This window comes from Microbispora sp. H11081 (assembly GCF_012999535.1).
Lineage (GTDB): Bacteria > Actinomycetota > Actinomycetes > Streptosporangiales > Streptosporangiaceae > Microbispora.
In genome coordinates this window covers 240,393-258,347 of sequence record NZ_JABBWV010000007.1, presented here as the reverse complement: position 1 = coordinate 258,347, position 17,955 = coordinate 240,393, and the positions used below count along the sequence as shown (strand labels likewise).

Genomic DNA, 17,955 nt, shown 5'->3' with positions numbered 1-17,955 from the left:
TCAGGCCCCGGCGGCCGCTCCCGCTCCCGACGCGACCGGGGCGGGAGCAGGCACAGGGGTCGCGACCGTCAGAGATCGCGGTGACGGCCGGGGTGGAGCGAGTCGTCGTCCTCCGTCCAGACGTCCGGCTCGGGCTGGCGAAGAGGCGGATCCGGCATCCGGGCGTTGACCGCCGCCCCCGTGGACGCCACCGGCACCGAGGCCACCGGCCCCCGGTCTGACTGCCCGGCGGTCGACGGCGACGTGTGGGCGGGGACCGCCTGACCGGTCCCGATCGGCTCCTGATGGGACAGTGTGATCTCCCTGCCCGAGCCCGTGGTCGCAGGCACGCTCGTGGCCGCAGGCATGCTCGTGGCCGCAGGCACGCTCGTGGCCGCAGGCATGGTCGCGGTCGCAGGCATGGTCGCGGCTGTCGGGGCGTCGCCGCCTGGTCCGGCCCCGGCGCCGATCACCGTCTCCGGGAGATCCTCCCGGGCCTTCGGTCTGGCCAGGATGATGGAGGGACGTCGTACGGGCGTGGCCCCTCGCGCCTTCGCCGTAGCGGGGCCGCCCAGCGCGACCGTGCCACCGGCCACGCCACCGACCGCGCCACCAGCCACGGGGGCCGCCTCCGGCGAGGCGTCCGTCTCCCCGGTCGCCGGACGCGACTGCGAGCCTCCGGTCTGTCCGTTGCCCGCGGTGTCCCCGGTCAGACCCTTGCGCCGCAGCCATGCCCCCAGGTTCGCGCCCGTGAGCAGCAGGACGACGGCGAGCGCGATGTACACGCCGAAGTTGAGCCCGCCGAGCGGCAGGAAGGAGGACTGGGCCGTCGTCTTCGGATCGTCGGTCTCCTCCGGGACGACCACCGGCTCGGTCTGGTCGTCGCCGCCGGCCTCCGGAAGCGTGAGCTCGGTGTTCCCGCCCAGCTCAGGGTCCTCGGTCAACTGGGTGTCCTCCGGCAGCGCCGGCTCCGGCTCCGCGCTGGGCCGGTGCGTGTCCGGGGTCTTGGCGACGGGCGGCTGGGCCGCCTGGTCCGTCTTCGACGGTTTCGGAGAAGGACTCGGAGATGCCTTGGGAGCGGGGACGGACACGTCAGGGGCCGCGGAGCGCTCGGACCCGACCGTGCCGCCGGCGCCGTCAGACCGGAAGGCGCGGACGGAGACGTCCACCTTCTGCCCGCCCAGACCGGCCGGCAGCGCGAGGCTCGCCTGGCAGGTCGAACCCGAGCAGGCGGAGTCGACGGAGACGGAACCGGACTTGCCGGCCTTGACCGAGGTGATCTCGTACGACTGAAGATCCGGTTCCGCGCCCTTCGCCCAGCTGACCCGGATAGTCGATAGGCCTTCGAGCTCTGCCCGGACCCCGGAGGGCGCCTCCGGCGGACGGCTGAGCACGAAGGTCGACGTGGCGTAGGTCTTGTGGGTGACCTCGCCGAACAGGCTGACCGTGAACGTGCCGTTGGGAGCGTCGCCTGGGTCGAAGGACCCGCTGATCGTCTGGTTCGCGCCGCCGGAGGCGATCTTCTGCCGGGATCCGGACGGGCTCTCGACGTAGAGGGACATGCTGACCTGGTACCAGTCCGTCTTCGCGGACACGGTCACCGGCCGGGATGACGTGAGAACCTCACCATCCCCGGGTGTCAGGATCTCGGCGCCGTCCGCGTACGCCGGAGCGGCGCCGGCCAGCAGTGCGGATGCCAGAGCCGCCGAAACGACCATCGCGGTTGCCCCCAGCCTGCGAACCCTGGTCACGACGCATCCCTTCGTGGAGAACCGTCCACCCCCTGCCGCCTCTGCCGATGCGCGCGACGACTGAGAGTACGCGGCACCTTATGCCAACCGTCCACTCTTGGACCTAATGTCTAAGAAGTCGTGATTCTATTGCGACGCGATCAGCGCGACATCACGAAAGCCTCGACTGCCTTCCCTGGTCTCGACTGCCTCTCCTGGTGCGGCGCTCTCCGCTCGGCCGTCCGGCCCGTCGGTTACCCGCCCCTCATGCCACCGCACCGACCGGACCTGCCCTGGCGGAAGCGGCGGCCGTCGCGGGACCGAGGAGGGGAACCGCGAACCGCACCGTCACCGCTACCTCGGCGACGCCGTCCGACAGCGAGCACGACCGCAGTGACGCGCGGTTGGCCGTCGCGATCGCCTCCGCGCGGGCGCAGGCCTCGTCCGGGGCCGCGAGCGCGATGCGCGCGGCCCCGAGCGCGCCGAGATCGGCCGCGCTCTGCGCCCGGTGCCGCGCCACCCGGGCGACGCCCACCAGGACGACGGCCATCGCCACCGCCCAGACGCCGGTCATGAGCGCGATCGTCCAGATGGTCGCCGAGCCGCGCTCCCGCAGGCCGCGCGCCCCCTTCTCGAAGGTCCGCGATCTCCTCATTCGCATGTCCTCATGTCCGCACTTCATCCGTCGTCCATTCGTCCATTCGTCCCCGCCGTTCCGAACGATCCGCCGTCCGCGTTTCCCCGGCTCACCGCCGTACGCCCGCCGCGCTCCTCGGCCGGTGTTCCTCAGCCGCGTCAGCCCGGTGCAGTAGCGTCGAGGGCTCCCCCGCGACCAGAAGACCCGCCCGGCTCCGCCACCGTCGACAGCGGCGGAAGGACGCCGGGCTCGGTGGCGGAGACGGCGTCGGCCCGGAGGCGAACCGGCGGCAGTGGCGACCTGAAAGGCGGCCCGACGCTGGCGACGACCTCCACCCGGGTGGTGTCGGCTCCCATGCGAATGGACACCGTGGCACCCTCGGGAGCCAGTCGCAGGACCAGCGTCCGCACCTCCTCGGCGGCCTCCCCCCGCGCCGCCGCGCGGGCGCCGGCCCTGGCCGCGTCGACGCACCGCAGTTGGGCGCCCGTGACCGTCACCGCCCACAGCGAGGCGGCCAGCACCAGCACGAGGGCCGGAAGGGCGACGGCGGCCTCCGCGGTCACCGACCCTCGATCCCCCGCGCGCCGCACGCCGGGCACGCGACGTCGCGGCGGCCGGGCCCGGCGGCGCACCACCGACGACCTCATGCGGCCAGCTTCAGTGCCTTCTGGATGAGCGCGGCGAGCATGGACCTCACTTCGGCGCTCGTGACGACCTTCCAGAGCAGGGCGGCGAAGCCACAGGCGGCGATCGTGCCGACCGCGTACTCCGCGGTCGACATGCCCGCCTCTGCCCTCGTACGCGCCTGCACGGTCCACTGGATGCCCAGCGTCCTGGCTCGGCAGGAGGCCCGGGCGACGGAACGCCGGAGCGCCGCGCACGACCGCCGCAGAGCCTGCCGGACCACCTCCGCGCCGTCCCGTGGCTGGGACCACCGCCGGACGACACCCCCCAGGACGTCACCCAGGGCACCGGAGCGCCCGGGCCGTCCCACACCCCGCAGCACGGCCGGTGCGCTGACGGCGAGCACGCCCACGGCGGCGAGTATGCCGCCGCCACGGCCGTATCCCCGCCCCCAGCCGATCATCCACCGGTCGGCGGCCACCCACTGTCCCTGGCGACCGAATGCCGCCCCTCGGCCCGGCAGCGGCGACCGCCTCCAGCCCTCCGAGCCGCCCGTCCTACCCCATCCGCCGCAGCGGGCCGCCATCGACACCCGCCGGGAGCGGCTGGACAGCGCGCTTCGCACGGCACGCGCGAGCGCGGCCCATCGTGCCGGTCGCGCCCTGTGACGGCCGACCGCGCCCCTGCTCCTCCGCCGGGGAGCTTCGCCGGCACCGGTGCCGGTCGGGGCGCCCGCCTGGTTGGTTCTGCCGGTCGCGGCGTGCTTGCTCATCGGTCCTCCTGACCCGCTCGGGGCGGCCCGCCCGCCCCAGCTGGGCCAGGTTGCGGGATCGCGGACGGCGGGAATCGAGCCGAGCGCGATTCTGTGGACAGCGGCTCTGCCGACCAGGTTGTCCACAGGGCGACGTCGCCACTTCTGGATCGTCGAGCCGCGATGTGGGAGCTGGCGGGTCATTCGTCCCACCGGCTGTCCACAGGTGTGGATGGTGTTGTCCACAGGCTGTTCACGGCAGGAGTATCTGACCCGCCAGGCCTGCGACCATGGGGACGATCCCGAGGAAGACGAAGGCCGGCAGGAAGCACAGCCCGAGCGGCGCGACGGCGTGCACGCCGACCCTCCGTGCCGCGGCCGAGGCCGTCGCCCGAGCCGTACGCCGGGCGTCGTCGGCGAGCCGCGTGAGCACGTCGGCCACCGGCGCACCGCTCTGGGCGGCCCTGATCATTGTTCTGGCGAGGACGGCGAGCGCGGGCTCGTCGGCCAAAGCGGCCCACGCCTCCTCCGGCGGAGCGCCCAGACGCATCTGAGCGCCGGCCCACGACAGGCGTTCCCCGACCGGGCCCGAGACGGCGACGGCGGTCGTCTCGACGGCCCCGCTCATCGGCTGCCCGGCCCGCAGGCAGGCGACGATCAGGTCGACGGCGAAGGGAAGGTCGGCCCCGATGCGTTCCCTGCAGCGCCTGACCTCGGCGGGCTCCCGCCTGCGCACCGCGAGGAAGACGCCTGCTCCCGCCGCCGTCCCCGCCAGCGCCCCGACCGGCCCGCCCACGAGGAGGAGGATCGCGAGGCCCACGGGCGCCGCGATGGCCGCCGCCCGACCAGACGCGCTCGCGTCCGCCCGCGTGGAGCCCGGCGGCTCCTGCGCGGACGCCAGAGGGGACGGCGCCGCCGACGCGATGGCGTTCAGCCGCGCGGCCGGCGAACGGGCGATCGGCCAGGCCAGCACCGCCAGTGTGGTGAGGATCCCGGCCAGCACGGCGATCACGTCTCGCACCCCTTCCCGCCGGGACGCCCGGCGTCGCTCCCGCCGCTCATCGGCGAGCGGATCCCGGCGGCTCCTCGGCCCGGATGACCAGCCTGTGCGTCCACCAAACCCCGGCGGCGTCGAGCGCGAGCCCGACGACCAGGCAGGCGAACCCCGCCGGGCCGCCGAGCAGGAAGGCCAGCGGGTTCATGCCGAGCCCGGCGGCCATCAACAGGCCGAGCACGGGCAGGCCCGCCAGCATCCGGGCGGTCGCCCGAGGGCCGGAAAGCTGCGCGGCCACCTCCTCCCGATGGGCCTGCGCCTCCCGCAGGGACACGCACACCCGGTCCACCAGCGCGGTCAGGCCGCCGCCCACAGCGACGCTCACCCGCCAGCACGCGGCCAGCCGCACCAGGCCCTCACCACCACGGGCGGGCGCCGCGCCGGACAGGGCCGCGGCGACGTCGCCGCCGTCCCTGGCCGCGGCGACCACCGGGGCCAGCGCGGCGGGATCCGGCAGGCCGACCGACGAGATCGCGCGCGTGAGCGCGTCGCCGGGAGGCCGGCCCGCCGACAACTCGGCGGCCAGGCTCTGGCACAGCTCGATCGACGCCGCACGCCAGGCCGCCGCCGTCGCCCCGGGGCGTGGGCGGCGGGTGAGCGCCGCACAGGACCTGCGCAGGTCCCTTGTCCGCCGTGTTCCGGTCAGCGACGCGAGCCGTCTCGTCCCGGAGCCGGGGCCCGCCCACACCCAGGCGGCGAAGGCGGCGGCCAGCACGGCGGCAAGCCCCAGGACGGGCCCGCTCGGCGGCGTCATGAGGGCCACGACCCAGCGCACCGTTCGCGCAGCACGTCGAAGCAGGGGCCGAGGACCGCCTGGCCCTGCGCGTCGAAGGTCAGCGCCGGCAGCGCCGTCACCAGGCCGGACGGGCCGCGTTCCAGCACGCAGATCTCCGACACGCGACGGCGTCCGCCGCCGGCCTCCCGCACGAGGTGGATGACGAGGTCGAGCGCGGCGGCGATCTGGCTGTGCACCGCCTCCCGCGACAGTCCCGCGGCGCAGGCCAGGGCCTCCAGCCGCGCGGGCACGTCGGCGGCGTTGTTGGCGTGCAGCGTCCCGCAGCCTCCTTCGTGGCCCGTGTTGAGCGCCGCCAGCAGGTCGACCACCTCCGCTCCCCGCACCTCGCCCACCACCAGGCGGTCGGGCCGCATCCGGAGTGCCTGCCGTACGAGGTCGCGCAGCCCGACGCCGCCCGCGCCCTCCAGGTTCGGCGGCCGGGCCTCCAGCCGTACGACGTGGGGGTGCGTCGGCTGCAGTTCGGCCGAGTCCTCGACCAGCAGCAGGCGCTCCGCCGGACCCGCGAGCGCGAGCATGGCGCTCAACATCGTCGTCTTGCCTGTTCCGGTGCCCCCGGACACCAGGAACGCCAGCCGCGCCCCCATGATCGCGCGGAGCACGGCGGCTCCGTCCCGCGGGGCGAGCTCCTCGACCGTGAACGCCCGCCGCGAGGGCAGCCGCAGGGACAGGCAGGTCCCCTCCGCCGCGACGGGCGGCAGCACCGCGTGCAGGCGCACGCCGCCGGCGAGCCTGGCGTCCACGTAGGGGCAGGCGTCGTCGAGGCGACGTCCGGCCGACGCGGCCAGCCGCTGGGCGAGCCTGCGGACCTCGTCGTCTCCCGGGAAGGTCACGTTCGTCCTGCGCAGGCCGTCTCCGTCGTCCACCCACACCTCGCGCGGGCCGTTGACCAGGACGTCCGTGACGCCAGGCTCGGCCAGCAGGGTTTCGAGAGGGCCCGCGCCGATGAGGTGCGCGCGCAGCGTGCGCGCGACGGCCAGGACCTCGGCGTCGCCGAGCACGGCACGCTCCGCGCGCAGGGCCGCCGCCACCTGCGCGGCGGTGGGAGCGGCGCCTGTCTGCGACAGCCGTACCCGGACCGCCTCGACCAGGTCCGCGCCGACGGCGGGGACGGTCACCGGGCCTTCGCGGGTCACGGGCCGGCCGTCCCGGTGGAGGGCCGGCCGGTCGAGAAGCCGCCCGGCAGGGCGTCGAGCAGGTCCGCGCAGAAACGGCCCAGGGGCGAGCGGCGCAGCGGCGGCGGATCTCCTCGATCCAGCGTCTCGACGAGCCCGCGCACCTCCGGGAGCACGCCCGCGCACGGGACCGACAGGGACGCCGCGACGACGTCCGGATCGAGCGTCCCCCCGCGCATCACCAGGCGCAGGTCTCCGGTCCCCGGCCGAAGCAGCGACACCGTCTGGGCCGCCGCGAGGGCTCCCCGCAGGTCCGCGGGCACGACGACGATCGTCGCGGCGGCCCTGGCCAGCGCCTCCGCCTCGGCTTCGCCCGCGTGCCTCGGCAGGTCGACCACGACCAGGTCGCAACCGCGCCGCGCGGCGTCGAGCACAACGCGCATCGCCTCCCTGGGGATCCGCACCGGCTCACCGCGATGCGCGGACAACACGGTGAGCTCGCCGAAGGTCGGCAGCGCCTCCTGCAGGGCGGCGAAGCTCACCCTGCCTTCCCTTCCTGCCACGTCGGGCCAGCGGGCGCCCAGCGCCTCCTCCTGGCCGAGCAGCACGTCGATACCCCCACCGAGCGGATCGGCGTCGACGAGGAGCGTTCGCAGCCCGGCCCGGGACGCCGTCAGCGCCAGGGACGCCGCGAGGACGCTGGCGCCCGCGCCGCCCTTCCCCGCCGCGACGCACAGGACCGTGCCCGCCCTGGTGGCGGGCTCCGCCGCGTCACCGAACTCCTCCACCAGGAGCCGCTCGGCCACGGGCAGTTCCAGCACGGTGTGCGCGCCGACGGCGACGCACCTGCGCCACATGTCGGGGTCGTCCGCCGTACGCGTCACGACGACCACGTTCGGCCGGGCCGGCGGACTCGTGGCGGCTAGCTCGTCCGCCAGGTCGCCGCCGACCACGACCAGCGGCGCACGGGTCCAGTACGGCCTGGCGTGGGCGGCCGCGTGGGCCACGTCGAGTTCGACGCCCGCGGCGGCGGCGATGCGGAGCAGATCGTCGAGGAGTTCCTGGTCGTCGGTTATGGCCAGTGGGCGTGGCATCGGTGTCTCCCTGTCGTCCGGGACGACTCGGCGTTCGGGAGGACCACAATGCGGGCGACCGCCACCGGCCCGAGGCGCCGAACCACGTTCTGTGGACGGAACACCACCTGTGGACAAGACAAGCGATCAAAGCCCGAAATCGATCAGAAGACCGGGAGAAAAGGGGCGACCCCCGCCGGGGGGGATAGCGGGGGTCGCCGTTGCGGTCCGGCTCTGGGGGGGTAGAGCCGGGCCCGTATTACAAGAAAGCTTTATTCAGGAGACCTGGACGTGACAAGAGCGCACACCCAGGGACGCTCGCGTTCAGCATCAGAGACACACCGTATGCTGCCTGATCAGGAGAGGGTACGTCGAGGATCCTCTCAAATCTGAGCAAAACTTTTTCTCAGAGTCAGTCTGGCAGGTCGACGCGCGCGGTGCAATGGGTGACGCCCATGGCCACCCTCGGTCACGCACCGCATCCATTTGTGCCGACATGCGGCCCTAATGGGGACATACGTACAGGAATGACGCATGTGACCCGGCAAAGCTCTTGGAGTGGGGGGTTCCCATCCAAGGGGAACGGACGTAAAAAGGGATTACGGACCTGCGGGTCCGCGTACGGCATCGGGTACCCACGCGCGACCAGCCGCGGGAGGCGTGCCGAGACGGGCTTGACCCGCTCCGGCAGATACAGGTGCACGCTTGGTAGCCCGGTGACACGTACTGGCGACGGCGTCCCACACCAGGGACGCCGTCTGCTTTGCCCGCACTCCTGCGCCCCCGCTGCCTCGCCCGCACCTCGCGCGCATCCCAGGCGCGCGCGTCAGCGGGACATGGCCTCGCAGATCGCCGTCGTCTCGCGCACGCCCAGGACGACCGCCGAGGCGCAGTGCCGCACCCACGTGCCGACGCCCTCGCCCGTGCCCTTCAGGTACGCCCTGAGGCTCTCCGCGTACGCGTCACCGAGCTCGGCGTGGCCCATCTCGACGACGGCCAGCGACTTGGGGTCCAGACCGAGGTCGACCAGCGTGAGCCGTTCGGCGGCCCGGGCGACCAGGCCGTCGGCCACGCCGAAGGGACGCAGCACCGCCAGTTCGGCGTGCACGATCGCGGCGAGCACGAGGGCGGGCGCCGTGGCGGACGCGGTCACGGGCGCCGCGGCCGACTCCGTGACCAGCCCGGCGAGGGCCGACATGCGGGCCGCGGTCTCCTCCGGTCCCGGCGCGGGGCCGAGCCCGAGCGGATCGGCGGCCGTGGGCGCGGTGCGCGGCCTGCCGGGGTCGCCGGTCAGGCCGGCCGCGGCGAGCGCGTGCAGCCGGGCGAGCACCTGGCGCGGCGCCGACCGCCACGTGGGGGCCAGCCGGCCGAGCTCCGCCGAGGCGCGCAGCGCGCCCTGCACGACGGGGTCGCTCACCTCGCCCATGCGCAGCGGCTCCAGCGGCACGTCCACACCCTCGATCGCGGCGGAGGCACGCGCGCCGCGCAGGGCGGACTCGGCCGACACCTGGGGACCGCGGCGGCGCAGCACCCGATGCCGATAGAGACGGTCGACGGCCTCCCGGGCCTCCTGAACGGCCTCGGGCACGCCGGGCAGCCCGGCGATCACGGCCAGTGGATCGCTCACAGCCCCCGACCATACCCGCCGGTCGAACGTCGTTCGCCGAGGAGGTGCCGCCGTTCACCGCACGACGACGACGCCGGTCTCGGTGGCGTGCCCCCTTGCGGCTACCTTTGCAGGACAAAGGCCGGTAACAGCACCAAACACCCCAGCCCCTATTACTTGTACTTCACACCGCTCGCCTGGTGAAGTGGGAGCCGCATACCCCAGCTTGGCCGAGGCGGCCGAACGAGAGACAACCTTTCAGACCCTGCGAAGGAGCACGGAGTGGCCACCGAGACCCCCGGTCAGGAAAGCCAGGAGACGCTGTCGAACCTGCTGAGCGAGACCCGCCGGTTCGAGCCCCCGGCGGACCTGGCGTCGGCCGCGAACGTCACGGCGGACGCCTACGAGGAGGCCGCCCAGGACCGGCTGGCCTTCTGGGAGCGCGCCGCGGAGCGGCTGACGTGGGCGGAGCGCTGGGACACCACCCTGGAGTGGGAGCCGCCCTTCGCCAAGTGGTTCACCGGCGGCAAGCTCAACGTCGCCTACAACTGCGTCGACCGCCACGTGGAGGCCGGGAGGGGCGACAAGGTCGCCTACCACTGGGAGGGCGAGCCCGAGGGCGACAGCCGTACGATCACGTACGCCGACCTGCAGAAGGAGGTCGCGAAGGCGGCCAACGCGCTGCAGGAGCTGGGGGTGCGCAAGGGCGACAGGGTCGCGGTCTACATGCCGATGATCCCCGAGCTGCCGATCACCCTGCTGGCCTGCGCCCGCATCGGGGCGATCCACTCCGTGGTCTTCGGCGGATTCTCCGCCTCCGCGCTCAAGAGCCGCATCCACGACGCGGACGCCAAGGTCGTCGTCACGGCCGACGGCGGCTTCCGCCGCGGCGCGCCCAGCGCGCTCAAGCCGACCGTGGACGAGGCGGTCGCCGAGTGCCCCGGCGTCGAGCACGTTCTCGTCGTACGCAGGACCGGCCAGGACGTCGCGGTCACCGAGCGGGACGTGTGGTGGCACGACCTCGTCGACCGCCAGCCGGCCGAGCACGAGCCGGTGCCGCACGACGCCGAGGACCCGCTGTACATCCTCTACACCAGCGGCACGACCGGGAAGCCCAAGGGCATCCTGCACACCACCGGCGGCTACCTCACCCAGGTCGCCTGGACCCACCACGCGGTCTTCGACCTCAAGCCCGAGACCGACGTCTACTGGTGCACGGCCGACATCGGCTGGGTCACCGGCCACTCCTACATCGTGTACGGCCCGCTCGCCAACGGCGCGACCAGCGTGATCTACGAGGGCACCCCGGACACCCCGCACCGCGGCCGGTTCTGGGAGATCGTGCAGAAGTACAAGGTCACGATCCTCTACACCGCCCCCACCGCGATCCGTACGTTCATGAAGTGGGGCGACGACATCCCGGCGAAGTACGACATGTCGTCGCTGCGGGTGCTCGGGTCGGTCGGCGAGCCCATCAACCCCGAGGCGTACGTCTGGTACCGCGAGCACATCGGCGGCGACCGCTGCCCCGTCGTGGACACGTGGTGGCAGACGGAGACGGGCGGCATCATGATCAGCCCGCTGCCCGGCGTCACGGCCGCCAAGCCCGGCGCCGCCATGCGGCCGCTCCCCGGCGTCTCGGCCGACGTGGTCGACGACCTGGGCAACTCGGTGCCGAACGGCGGCGGCGGGTTCCTCGTGGTCCGCGAGCCCTGGCCTGCCATGCTCCGGACGATCTGGGGTGACGACAAGCGCTACGTCGACACCTACTGGTCGCGGTTCGACGGGATCTACTTCCCCGGCGACGGCGCCAAGCGCGACGAGGACGGCGACCTGTGGCTGCTCGGCCGGGTGGACGACGTCATGCTCGTCTCCGGGCACAACATCTCCACGACCGAGGTCGAGAGCGCGCTGGTCAGCCACCCGAAGGTGGCCGAGGCGGCCGTCGTGGGCGCCACCGACCCGCTCACCGGCCAGGCCATCGTGGCCTTCGTGATCCTGCGCGGCAGCGCGGAGGAGAGCGACGACATCGGTGCCGAACTGCGCGCCCACGTGGCCAAGACGCTCGGCCCGATCGCCAAGCCGCGGCAGATCCTGGTCGTGCCCGAGTTGCCGAAGACGCGCTCCGGCAAGATCATGCGCCGGCTGCTGCGCGACGTGGCGGAGAACCGCTCTCTCGGCGACGTCACCACGCTGACCGACAGCTCGGTCATGAACCTGATCGCCGAGAAGCTGCCCAGCGCCAAGAGCGACGATTGATCGCGAGCCGCGCGAGCTCGTGAGGAAGAGGAAGGCGTGGACCACCGGCGTCCGCGCCTTCCGCGTCTGCACGCCCGTGGAGAGACCGCGCCGGTCGGTACGGGGTCGGCCGTGGACCGGCGCGCTTCGCCGCGAAGGGGAGCGGGCAGATCATCCGAGGCGTCATATTCCCGCCTGCGGCGGGCAGTGACCCGCGTGTGCGTCCTCCCGGCGGCGGTCATCCACAGGCGAGCGGTCATCCACAGGCGAGGGCTTCGCGTGCACACGCGCGGACGGGCACGAGATGATGTTTGATAGTCGCAGATAGGAGATCGCTCATGCCCGAGGACGAATCGCTCGGTGCGCTGGTCGCCCAGGCGAGCCATCACATCTCGACCCTCGTACGGTCGGAGATCGAGCTGGCGAAGGCCGAGCTCAAGTTCGACGCGAAGCGGGTCGGCGTGGCCGCCGGACTGTTCGGCGCCGCGGCCTTCATCGGGCACCTGTGCCTGATCCTGGCCTCCTTCGCGATCGCGTACGCCCTCGTGGCCGTTGGGCTGGCCACCTGGCTCGCGTTCACGATCGTCACCGTGTTCTACCTGCTGGTGGCCGGATTGCTGGTCTTCATCGGCTATCGGCGGCTGAAGGGGCTCACCGGCATGAAGCGCACCAGGCGGAGCCTGCGCGGCCTGGGCGGCTCGGAGGAGGCCGAGGAGCTGCCGGAGAGGCGCGAGGCCCCTGTCGCCGCCGCCCCGGCGCCCCCGCCGTACACCGGCCCCACCGCGGGGCAGGTGGGCGCCCACCGGGAGTCCGTGAGCGATGCCGGCTGACGAGACGCTGATCGAGGTCGACGGCCCCTGGGCGCACCGGACCGTGCACGCGGGCGGCGTGCGCTTCCACGTGGCCGAGGCCGGGGACGGGCCGCTGGTCCTGCTGCTGCACGGGTTCCCCCAGTTCTGGTGGACCTGGCGGCACCAGCTTCCCGCGCTGGCCGAGGCCGGCTACCGGGCCGTCGCCGTCGACCTGCGCGGATACGGCGCCAGCGACAAGCCGCCGCGCGGATACGATCTGCCCACGCTCGCCGTGGACGCGGCGGGCCTGGTGCGCGCGCTCGGCGAGACGAGCGCCGTCGTGGTGGGCCACGACTGGGGCGGCCTGCTGGGCTGGACGATGGGCGTCCTCGACCCGAAGGTGGTGCGGCGGCTGGTCGCGGTGTCGGCGCCGCACCCGCTGCGCCTGCGCACCGCGCTGTTCACCGACCCGCTGGGGCAGCTCAAGGCCAGCCGATACGCCCTGGGGTTCCAGCTACCCTTCCTGCCGGAACGGAAGCTGACCCGCAGGGGCGGCGCGGCGGTGGCCAGGCTCGTGCACAGGTGGGCCGGGCCGCAGTGGCCGGGCGACGGCGTGACGCACATGTACCGGGAGGCGATCAGGATCCCGGCTGTGGCCCACTGCGCGCTGGAGTACTACCGCTGGTTCGCCCGGTCCCAGATCCGCCCGGACGGCTTCCGCTACGCCCGGCAGATGCGCGCCGAGATCGAGGCGCCGACGCTGCAACTGCACGGCGCGCTCGACCCGTGCGTCCTGCCGCGCACCGCCCAGGGCTCCAGCAGGTTCGTGGCCGCGCCGTACCGGTGGCGCCTGATCGAGGGCGCTGGGCATTTCCCGCACGAGGAGCGGCCGGAGCAGTTCAACACCGAGCTCATCTCCTGGCTCTCCGACCCGGAACCCGACCGCTGACCCCGGCCGCCGACCCCCGACCGCCGACCCCCGGCGGCTGACCTACCGTCCGGCGCCGGCCCGTCCCGTCGTCGCCGCCCCCGCACCGTGACCGTCCCCTGTGACCGTCCCCAGTCGCAGTCCCGGCACCGTGGCGTCCCCCGGGTGTCCTTCCGCCCAACGCCGGGGCCGGCTACCGGGTCGGCACTCCATGACCTTGAAGGATCCAGTAGAAATGTGCCCTGAAGTGGCCCAACTTCCTGGCTGACCTCCGGTGCTCCAGGAGATCGCCGGCGCTTCGGCCGCTCTGACCGCCCACGCGCCCTGCGGAGAGATCATGCGTGACCGTGACGAGGCGGGCCGCCCCCGCAATGCACGCCCCCGAGACGAGTACGGCAGGCCGCTTCCGAAAGGCTCCGAGGGAGTGCCCAGGGTGCCGGACGACTATGCCCCCACCGCCGGGGAGGCGCTGGAGGAGGCCAGGAAGCTGCTCGCCGCGGGCCGGCCGTTCCACGCCCACGAGGTGCTGGAGGCCCGCTGGAAGACCGGCCCTGCCGAGGAACGCGAGCTGTGGCAGGGGCTCGCGCAGATCTGCGTCGGTCTCACGCACATCCAGCGCGGCAACCTCGCCGGGGCGGCCGCCCTGCTGACCCGTGGCTCCGCCAGGCTCGGCGCGTACGGCTCGACCCGGCCCCACGGGCTCGACCTGCGGGCCCTGGCCGTGACCGCCGACGCGATCACGGCCGACATCGACGAGGGGAACGCCGACGCGGGCTCCGCCGTCTCAGCCGTCCTCGCCCGCCTGACTCCCGGGGAGTAGCCGGCCCGTCAGTCGCAGTCCTGGGTGCCGACGCCGATGACGGCGTCGCTGCCGTCGTTGGCGTCGGGCATGACCTCCTCCGCCGTGAGGGCGAAGCCCGTCTCCGGCTGGTCGGTAGCGGCCGCGAAGATCACGCCGAGCACCCGGCCCTCCGGGCTCAGCAGCGGGCCGCCCGAGTTGCCCGGCTGGACCTTGCCGCGGATCGCGTACACCTCGCGCTCCACCTTGCGCTGGTTGTAGATGTCGTACGACTCGGCGCGCTGCTTGACCCTGACTCGCGCGGCGAGCGGCGTGAAGGGGTGTCCCTTCGGGTAACCGGCGATGATCGCGCTGTCGCCCTTCTCCGCGGTCATGTCGAAGCGCAGGGCGCCGATCGGGATGTCGGGGACGTACAGGACCGCGATGTCGCGCTCGGGGTTGTAGAGGACGACCTTGGCGTCGTACTGGTTGCCGTCATAGTCGGTCACCCGCAGCCCCTCGGTGACCCCGGCGACGACGTGGGCGTTGGTCATGATCCGCTGCCGCGAGTAGACGAACCCGGTCCCCTCGATGCGCTTGCGGCAACTCGGCGCGGTTCCCTGCACCTTGACGATCGCCTTGCGCGCCCGGACGAGGGCGGGACTGCTGGTGATCAGGCTCTGGTCCGGCGGCGGCACGTTCTGGCCGCCGATGGAGGTGATCACCTGTGGCCACTCGGAGGTGGTGACGAAGTCCCTGAACGGCTTCTGCATGGCCCGTACGCCGTCGGGGATGGCCTCGTCGACCGTCTGCCACACGACCGACCCGTTGATCTGATCCTTGATCAGTGGCTGGCCGATGCTCATCGAGACCATCAGAGAGCCGATCAGCCAGGCGATGGCCAGGACCGACAGGCCGCTGGCGACCGAGCCGCCGAAGGCGTCGACCGCTTTGGCCGGCTCCCAGGTGACGTGGCTGCGGGCCACCGCGCCGATCGTCGAGGACGCGAACTGTCCGACCGTCGCCGCCAGGAAGACGATGACGATGGCTAACAGGGCCCTCTCGATGTCGCCGCTGACGATCGCTCCGGCCAGGGGTGGCGCGATGAACAATCCCAGGATGGCGCCACCGACGAATCCGATGAAGCTGAAGGCACCGATGATGAAGCCCTGGCGGTAGCCCGATACCGCGAAGGCCACCACCAGGCCTATCAGGATGAGATCCAGAAGATCGCCGCGCACGGTTTCCACGGTATAGCCACGCCATCCGTCGCGCGGGCGTCTACCCGGTCTCGTGGCCGTCGTGACGTACGAACGGCCCGCCCTGGGCGGCGCTCAGCCCCGCGCGGCCAGCGCCACGACCTCGGGGGGAAGATCCTCGATCCGTGAGCGGTCCCAGGGGCGCTCGAAGCCGCCCGCCGTCAGCACGCCGTCCAGAACCCCGGCGGTGAAGCCCCACACCAGCAGGCCGCGTACGCGGAACGCCACGGAGGGGGCGATGCCGCGGGGATGGCGCAGCCGCAGCCGGTTGGCGGGGTCCACCAGTTCCGCGACCGGGACCCGCTCGACGGCCTCGACCTCGTCGGGAGACGCGGCGTGCACCGCGCAGGGCGTGTGCCACCAGGCGAGCACGGGCGTCACCCGGTTGTCGCTGCGCCACACGTAGAGCTCCGGCATGGTCCCGACGACCTCGACTCCCGCGGGGTCGAGCCCGGTCTCCTCCTGTGCCTCCCGCACCGCGGCGCCTATCGGGCCGTCGTCCCCGGGATCGACGCCGCCGCCGGGGAAGGCGGGCTGGCCTGCGTGCACGCGGCCCCTCGAACTGCGCTGGATGAGCAGGACGTCGGGCCCCTGAGGTCCCTGACCGAACAGCAGCAGCACCGCGGCCGAACGCCCGGAGCCGTTCGGCGGCGGCCGCAGCGCGGTGGGGACAGGGGTGTGCGCGGCCTTCGCGGCCAGGTCCTTCAACCAATCGGGAGCCACGACCACCTCCACATCGTCACACAGGACACTCGCGTGCGTGCCGTACAACCACGGGAGAGCGCCCGCGCTTCCCGATCATCGAGGATTCACGAGAACGGGCCGGGCCGCACCAGCTTGCGGGCCTCGTCGGGGTCGGTGGGGCCGGTGCCGTACGACGGGCAGAGCGCGGCGAGGGGACACACTCCGCAGGCGGGCTTGCGCGCGTGGCAGATGCGGCGGCCGTGCCAGATCAGCCGATGCGACAGCATCGTCCACTCGGATTTGGGGATCAGCTCGCCGACCTCGTGCTCGATCTTCACGGGATCGGTCTCGGCGGTCCAGCCGAAGCGCCTGGTCAGCCGCTGGAAGTGAGTGTCGACGGTGATGCCGGGGACGTCGAAGGCGTTGCCGAGCACGACGTTCGCGGTCTTGCGGCCCACGCCGGGGAGTTTGACCAGGTCCGCCAGCTTGCCGGGGACCTCCCCCTTGTGGTGTTCGCAGAGGGCCTGCGCCATCCCGATGATGCTGTTGGCCTTCGCCCGGAAGAACCCCGTCGACTTGATGATCTCTTCGAGTTCGGCGCGGTCGGCTCCGGCGTAGTCGGCCGCGGTCCGGTACTTCGCGAAGAGCACCGGCGTGACCATGTTGACCCTCTTGTCCGTGCACTGCGCCGAGAGGATCGTGGCGACCAGCAACTCCAGCGGGTTGCCGAAGTCGAGTTCGCAGTGCGCGTCGGGGTAGGTCTCGGCCAGGATGCGGTTGGTGCGCCGCGCCCGCCGTACGAGTCCCAGGCGGGTCTCGGCCTGGCGTTGACGCCGCCGGGGAGCGGCCGTGTTCGTCGCCATGCCGCAAGCGTAGGGCCTCGGGCGACCGCCCACCTCACCCCTCCGCGAGCCGAGGACCTTGTCATATCTGCACATATACGGCCGGTATTTGCCAGTTTGTCACTACGCTGCGCAATACACTGAGCCCGTAGGGGGACGACCGGCCGCCCGAGCCGGTCGAGCGCGCGCAATGGGCGTACGGATAGGTTTCCGCCAAGATTGTGTTGTTTCGTCAGCACTACGCGTCCGGCCACGAGCCGGGATCGACGTCCATGCGACGTGACGGGACACCCCGTAATACGTCGAAGGAGGCGTGGGTCACAATGGCTAACACGGAGCCGGCGACCGAGCGCGCCCGCAGCAAGGAGGCACCGTGAGCACCGAGGAAGTACTGAGCAAGGCGCCGCTGTTCTCCGCGCTCGACCGCGAGAGCGCCGCGGCTCTGCGTGCGAGCATCACCGAGGTGGAGCTGCCCAAGGGCCGCACCCTCTTCAGTGAGAACGAGACGGGCGATCGGCTGTACGTGGTGCTCGAAGGCAAGATCAAGCTGGCGCGCACCGCCCCCGACGGCCGGGAGAACCTGCTGAGCGTGCTCGGCCCGGGTGAGATGTTCGGCGAGTTGTCGCTGTTCGACCCGCGCCCGCGCACGGCCTCGGCGATCGCGCTGACCGACGTGCGCCTGGCCGGGCTGGGCCACGACGACCTGCGCCCTTGGCTGACCGGCAGGCCCGAGGTCGCGCTTCACCTGCTGCGCGCCCTGGCCCAGCGGCTACGCCGCACGAACGACGTGCTCGCGGACCTCGTCTTCACCGACGTGCCCGGCCGTGTCGCCAAGCAGCTCCTCGACCTGGCCGACCGGTTCGGGCAGAAGACCGACGACGGCATCCGGGTGCACCACGACCTCACCCAGGAGGAGCTCGCCCAGCTCGTTGGCGCCTCACGGGAGACGGTCAACAAGGCCCTGGCCGACTTCGCCCAGCGCGGCTGGCTCCGCATCGAGGCGAAGGCCGTGGTGATCATGGACAGGGAGCGGCTCTACAACCGCTCCCGCTGACGCCAGGGCTGCCGGGAGC

At 72.8% G+C, this 17,955-nt stretch carries 17 protein-coding genes; 5 read left to right on the top strand and 12 right to left on the bottom strand.

From position 1 onward, the window contains the following. Nucleotides 1-68 precede the first annotated feature (68 nt). The 9 genes from HHX31_RS20100 to HHX31_RS20060 all read right to left on the bottom strand — a co-directional run bounded on the left by HHX31_RS20100 (nucleotide 69) and on the right by HHX31_RS20060 (nucleotide 9,383). Nucleotides 69-1,730 carry a hypothetical protein gene (locus HHX31_RS20100; protein ID WP_169949832.1) on the bottom strand — a complete coding sequence of 554 codons (1,662 nt, stop codon included), beginning with the start codon at nucleotides 1,728-1,730 and terminating at the stop codon, nucleotides 69-71. 244 nt (nucleotides 1,731-1,974) lie between these two features. Next, nucleotides 1,975-2,364: an Rv3654c family TadE-like protein gene (locus tag HHX31_RS20095; protein WP_169949831.1), complete on the bottom strand. Its 390-nt coding sequence runs from the start codon at nucleotides 2,362-2,364 to the stop codon at nucleotides 1,975-1,977. A gap of 140 nt (nucleotides 2,365-2,504) precedes the next feature. Further along, nucleotides 2,505-2,993 carry a TadE family type IV pilus minor pilin gene (locus tag HHX31_RS20090; RefSeq protein WP_249346169.1) on the bottom strand — a complete coding sequence of 163 codons (489 nt, stop codon included), beginning with the start codon at nucleotides 2,991-2,993 and terminating at the stop codon, nucleotides 2,505-2,507. After that, the gene (locus tag HHX31_RS34510) at nucleotides 2,990-3,742 is read right to left on the bottom strand and encodes a DUF4244 domain-containing protein (protein WP_249346168.1); all 753 of its coding nucleotides are present in this window, start codon (nucleotides 3,740-3,742) and stop codon (nucleotides 2,990-2,992) included. The genes HHX31_RS20090 and HHX31_RS34510 overlap by 4 nt, the downstream gene beginning before the upstream one ends. 232 nt (nucleotides 3,743-3,974) lie before the next feature. Continuing rightward, a complete protein-coding gene (locus tag HHX31_RS20080; protein WP_311932107.1) occupies nucleotides 3,975-4,733 on the bottom strand; it encodes a type II secretion system F family protein in 759 nt (252 codons plus the stop codon). A gap of 46 nt (nucleotides 4,734-4,779) precedes the next feature. Further along, nucleotides 4,780-5,529: a type II secretion system F family protein gene (locus HHX31_RS20075; RefSeq protein ID WP_169949958.1), complete on the bottom strand. Its 750-nt coding sequence runs from the start codon at nucleotides 5,527-5,529 to the stop codon at nucleotides 4,780-4,782. Further along, nucleotides 5,526-6,704, bottom strand: a complete 1,179-nt coding sequence (locus HHX31_RS20070; RefSeq protein WP_169949830.1) for a TadA family conjugal transfer-associated ATPase — start codon at nucleotides 6,702-6,704, stop codon at nucleotides 5,526-5,528. The genes HHX31_RS20075 and HHX31_RS20070 overlap by 4 nt, the downstream gene beginning before the upstream one ends. After that, a complete protein-coding gene (gene ssd / locus HHX31_RS20065; protein WP_169949829.1) occupies nucleotides 6,701-7,777 on the bottom strand; it encodes a septum site-determining protein Ssd in 1,077 nt (358 codons plus the stop codon). Before ssd ends, HHX31_RS20070 begins: the two co-directional genes overlap by 4 nt. 805 nt (nucleotides 7,778-8,582) lie before the next feature. Beyond that, nucleotides 8,583-9,383: a Fic family protein gene (locus tag HHX31_RS20060; protein WP_169949828.1), complete on the bottom strand. Its 801-nt coding sequence runs from the start codon at nucleotides 9,381-9,383 to the stop codon at nucleotides 8,583-8,585. A 261-nt stretch (nucleotides 9,384-9,644) separates the two neighbouring features. Here HHX31_RS20060 and acs point away from each other — a divergent pair, with 261 nt between their 5' ends. The 4 genes from acs (at nucleotide 9,645) to HHX31_RS20040 (ending at nucleotide 14,139) form a co-directional block, all read left to right on the top strand. Then, nucleotides 9,645-11,621: an acetate--CoA ligase gene (gene acs / locus HHX31_RS20055; RefSeq protein ID WP_169949827.1), complete on the top strand. Its 1,977-nt coding sequence runs from the start codon at nucleotides 9,645-9,647 to the stop codon at nucleotides 11,619-11,621. A gap of 317 nt (nucleotides 11,622-11,938) precedes the next feature. Then, nucleotides 11,939-12,430 (top strand): phage holin family protein, encoded by a 492-nt coding sequence (locus tag HHX31_RS20050; protein ID WP_169949826.1) that lies wholly within the window; start codon nucleotides 11,939-11,941, stop codon nucleotides 12,428-12,430. Continuing rightward, nucleotides 12,420-13,340 (top strand): alpha/beta fold hydrolase, encoded by a 921-nt coding sequence (locus HHX31_RS20045; RefSeq protein WP_169949825.1) that lies wholly within the window; start codon nucleotides 12,420-12,422, stop codon nucleotides 13,338-13,340. The genes HHX31_RS20050 and HHX31_RS20045 overlap by 11 nt, the downstream gene beginning before the upstream one ends. Nucleotides 13,341-13,752: 412 nt before the next feature. After that, nucleotides 13,753-14,139 carry a DUF309 domain-containing protein gene (locus HHX31_RS20040; protein WP_311932101.1) on the top strand — a complete coding sequence of 129 codons (387 nt, stop codon included), beginning with the start codon at nucleotides 13,753-13,755 and terminating at the stop codon, nucleotides 14,137-14,139. Nucleotides 14,140-14,147: 8 nt separating this feature from the next. Here the strand turns inward: HHX31_RS20040 and HHX31_RS20035 are convergent, their stop codons facing one another. The 3 genes from HHX31_RS20035 to nth form a co-directional block, all read right to left on the bottom strand. Continuing rightward, nucleotides 14,148-15,338, bottom strand: coding sequence for a MarP family serine protease (locus HHX31_RS20035; RefSeq protein WP_169949823.1), 1,191 nt, complete (start codon nucleotides 15,336-15,338; stop codon nucleotides 14,148-14,150). 93 nt (nucleotides 15,339-15,431) lie between these two features. Further along, entirely contained in the window at nucleotides 15,432-16,079 is a 648-nt protein-coding gene (locus tag HHX31_RS20030; RefSeq protein ID WP_169949822.1) for a CoA pyrophosphatase, read from the bottom strand. 86 nt (nucleotides 16,080-16,165) lie between these two features. After that, nucleotides 16,166-16,903, bottom strand: a complete 738-nt coding sequence (gene nth, locus HHX31_RS20025; RefSeq protein WP_169949821.1) for an endonuclease III — start codon at nucleotides 16,901-16,903, stop codon at nucleotides 16,166-16,168. Between the two features lie 352 nt (nucleotides 16,904-17,255). Between nth and HHX31_RS20020 the strand changes: the two genes are divergently transcribed. Then, complete coding sequence (locus HHX31_RS20020; RefSeq protein ID WP_169949820.1) at nucleotides 17,256-17,936, top strand: Crp/Fnr family transcriptional regulator; 681 nt, start codon at nucleotides 17,256-17,258, stop codon at nucleotides 17,934-17,936. The last annotated feature ends 19 nt before the right edge of the window (nucleotides 17,937-17,955 follow it).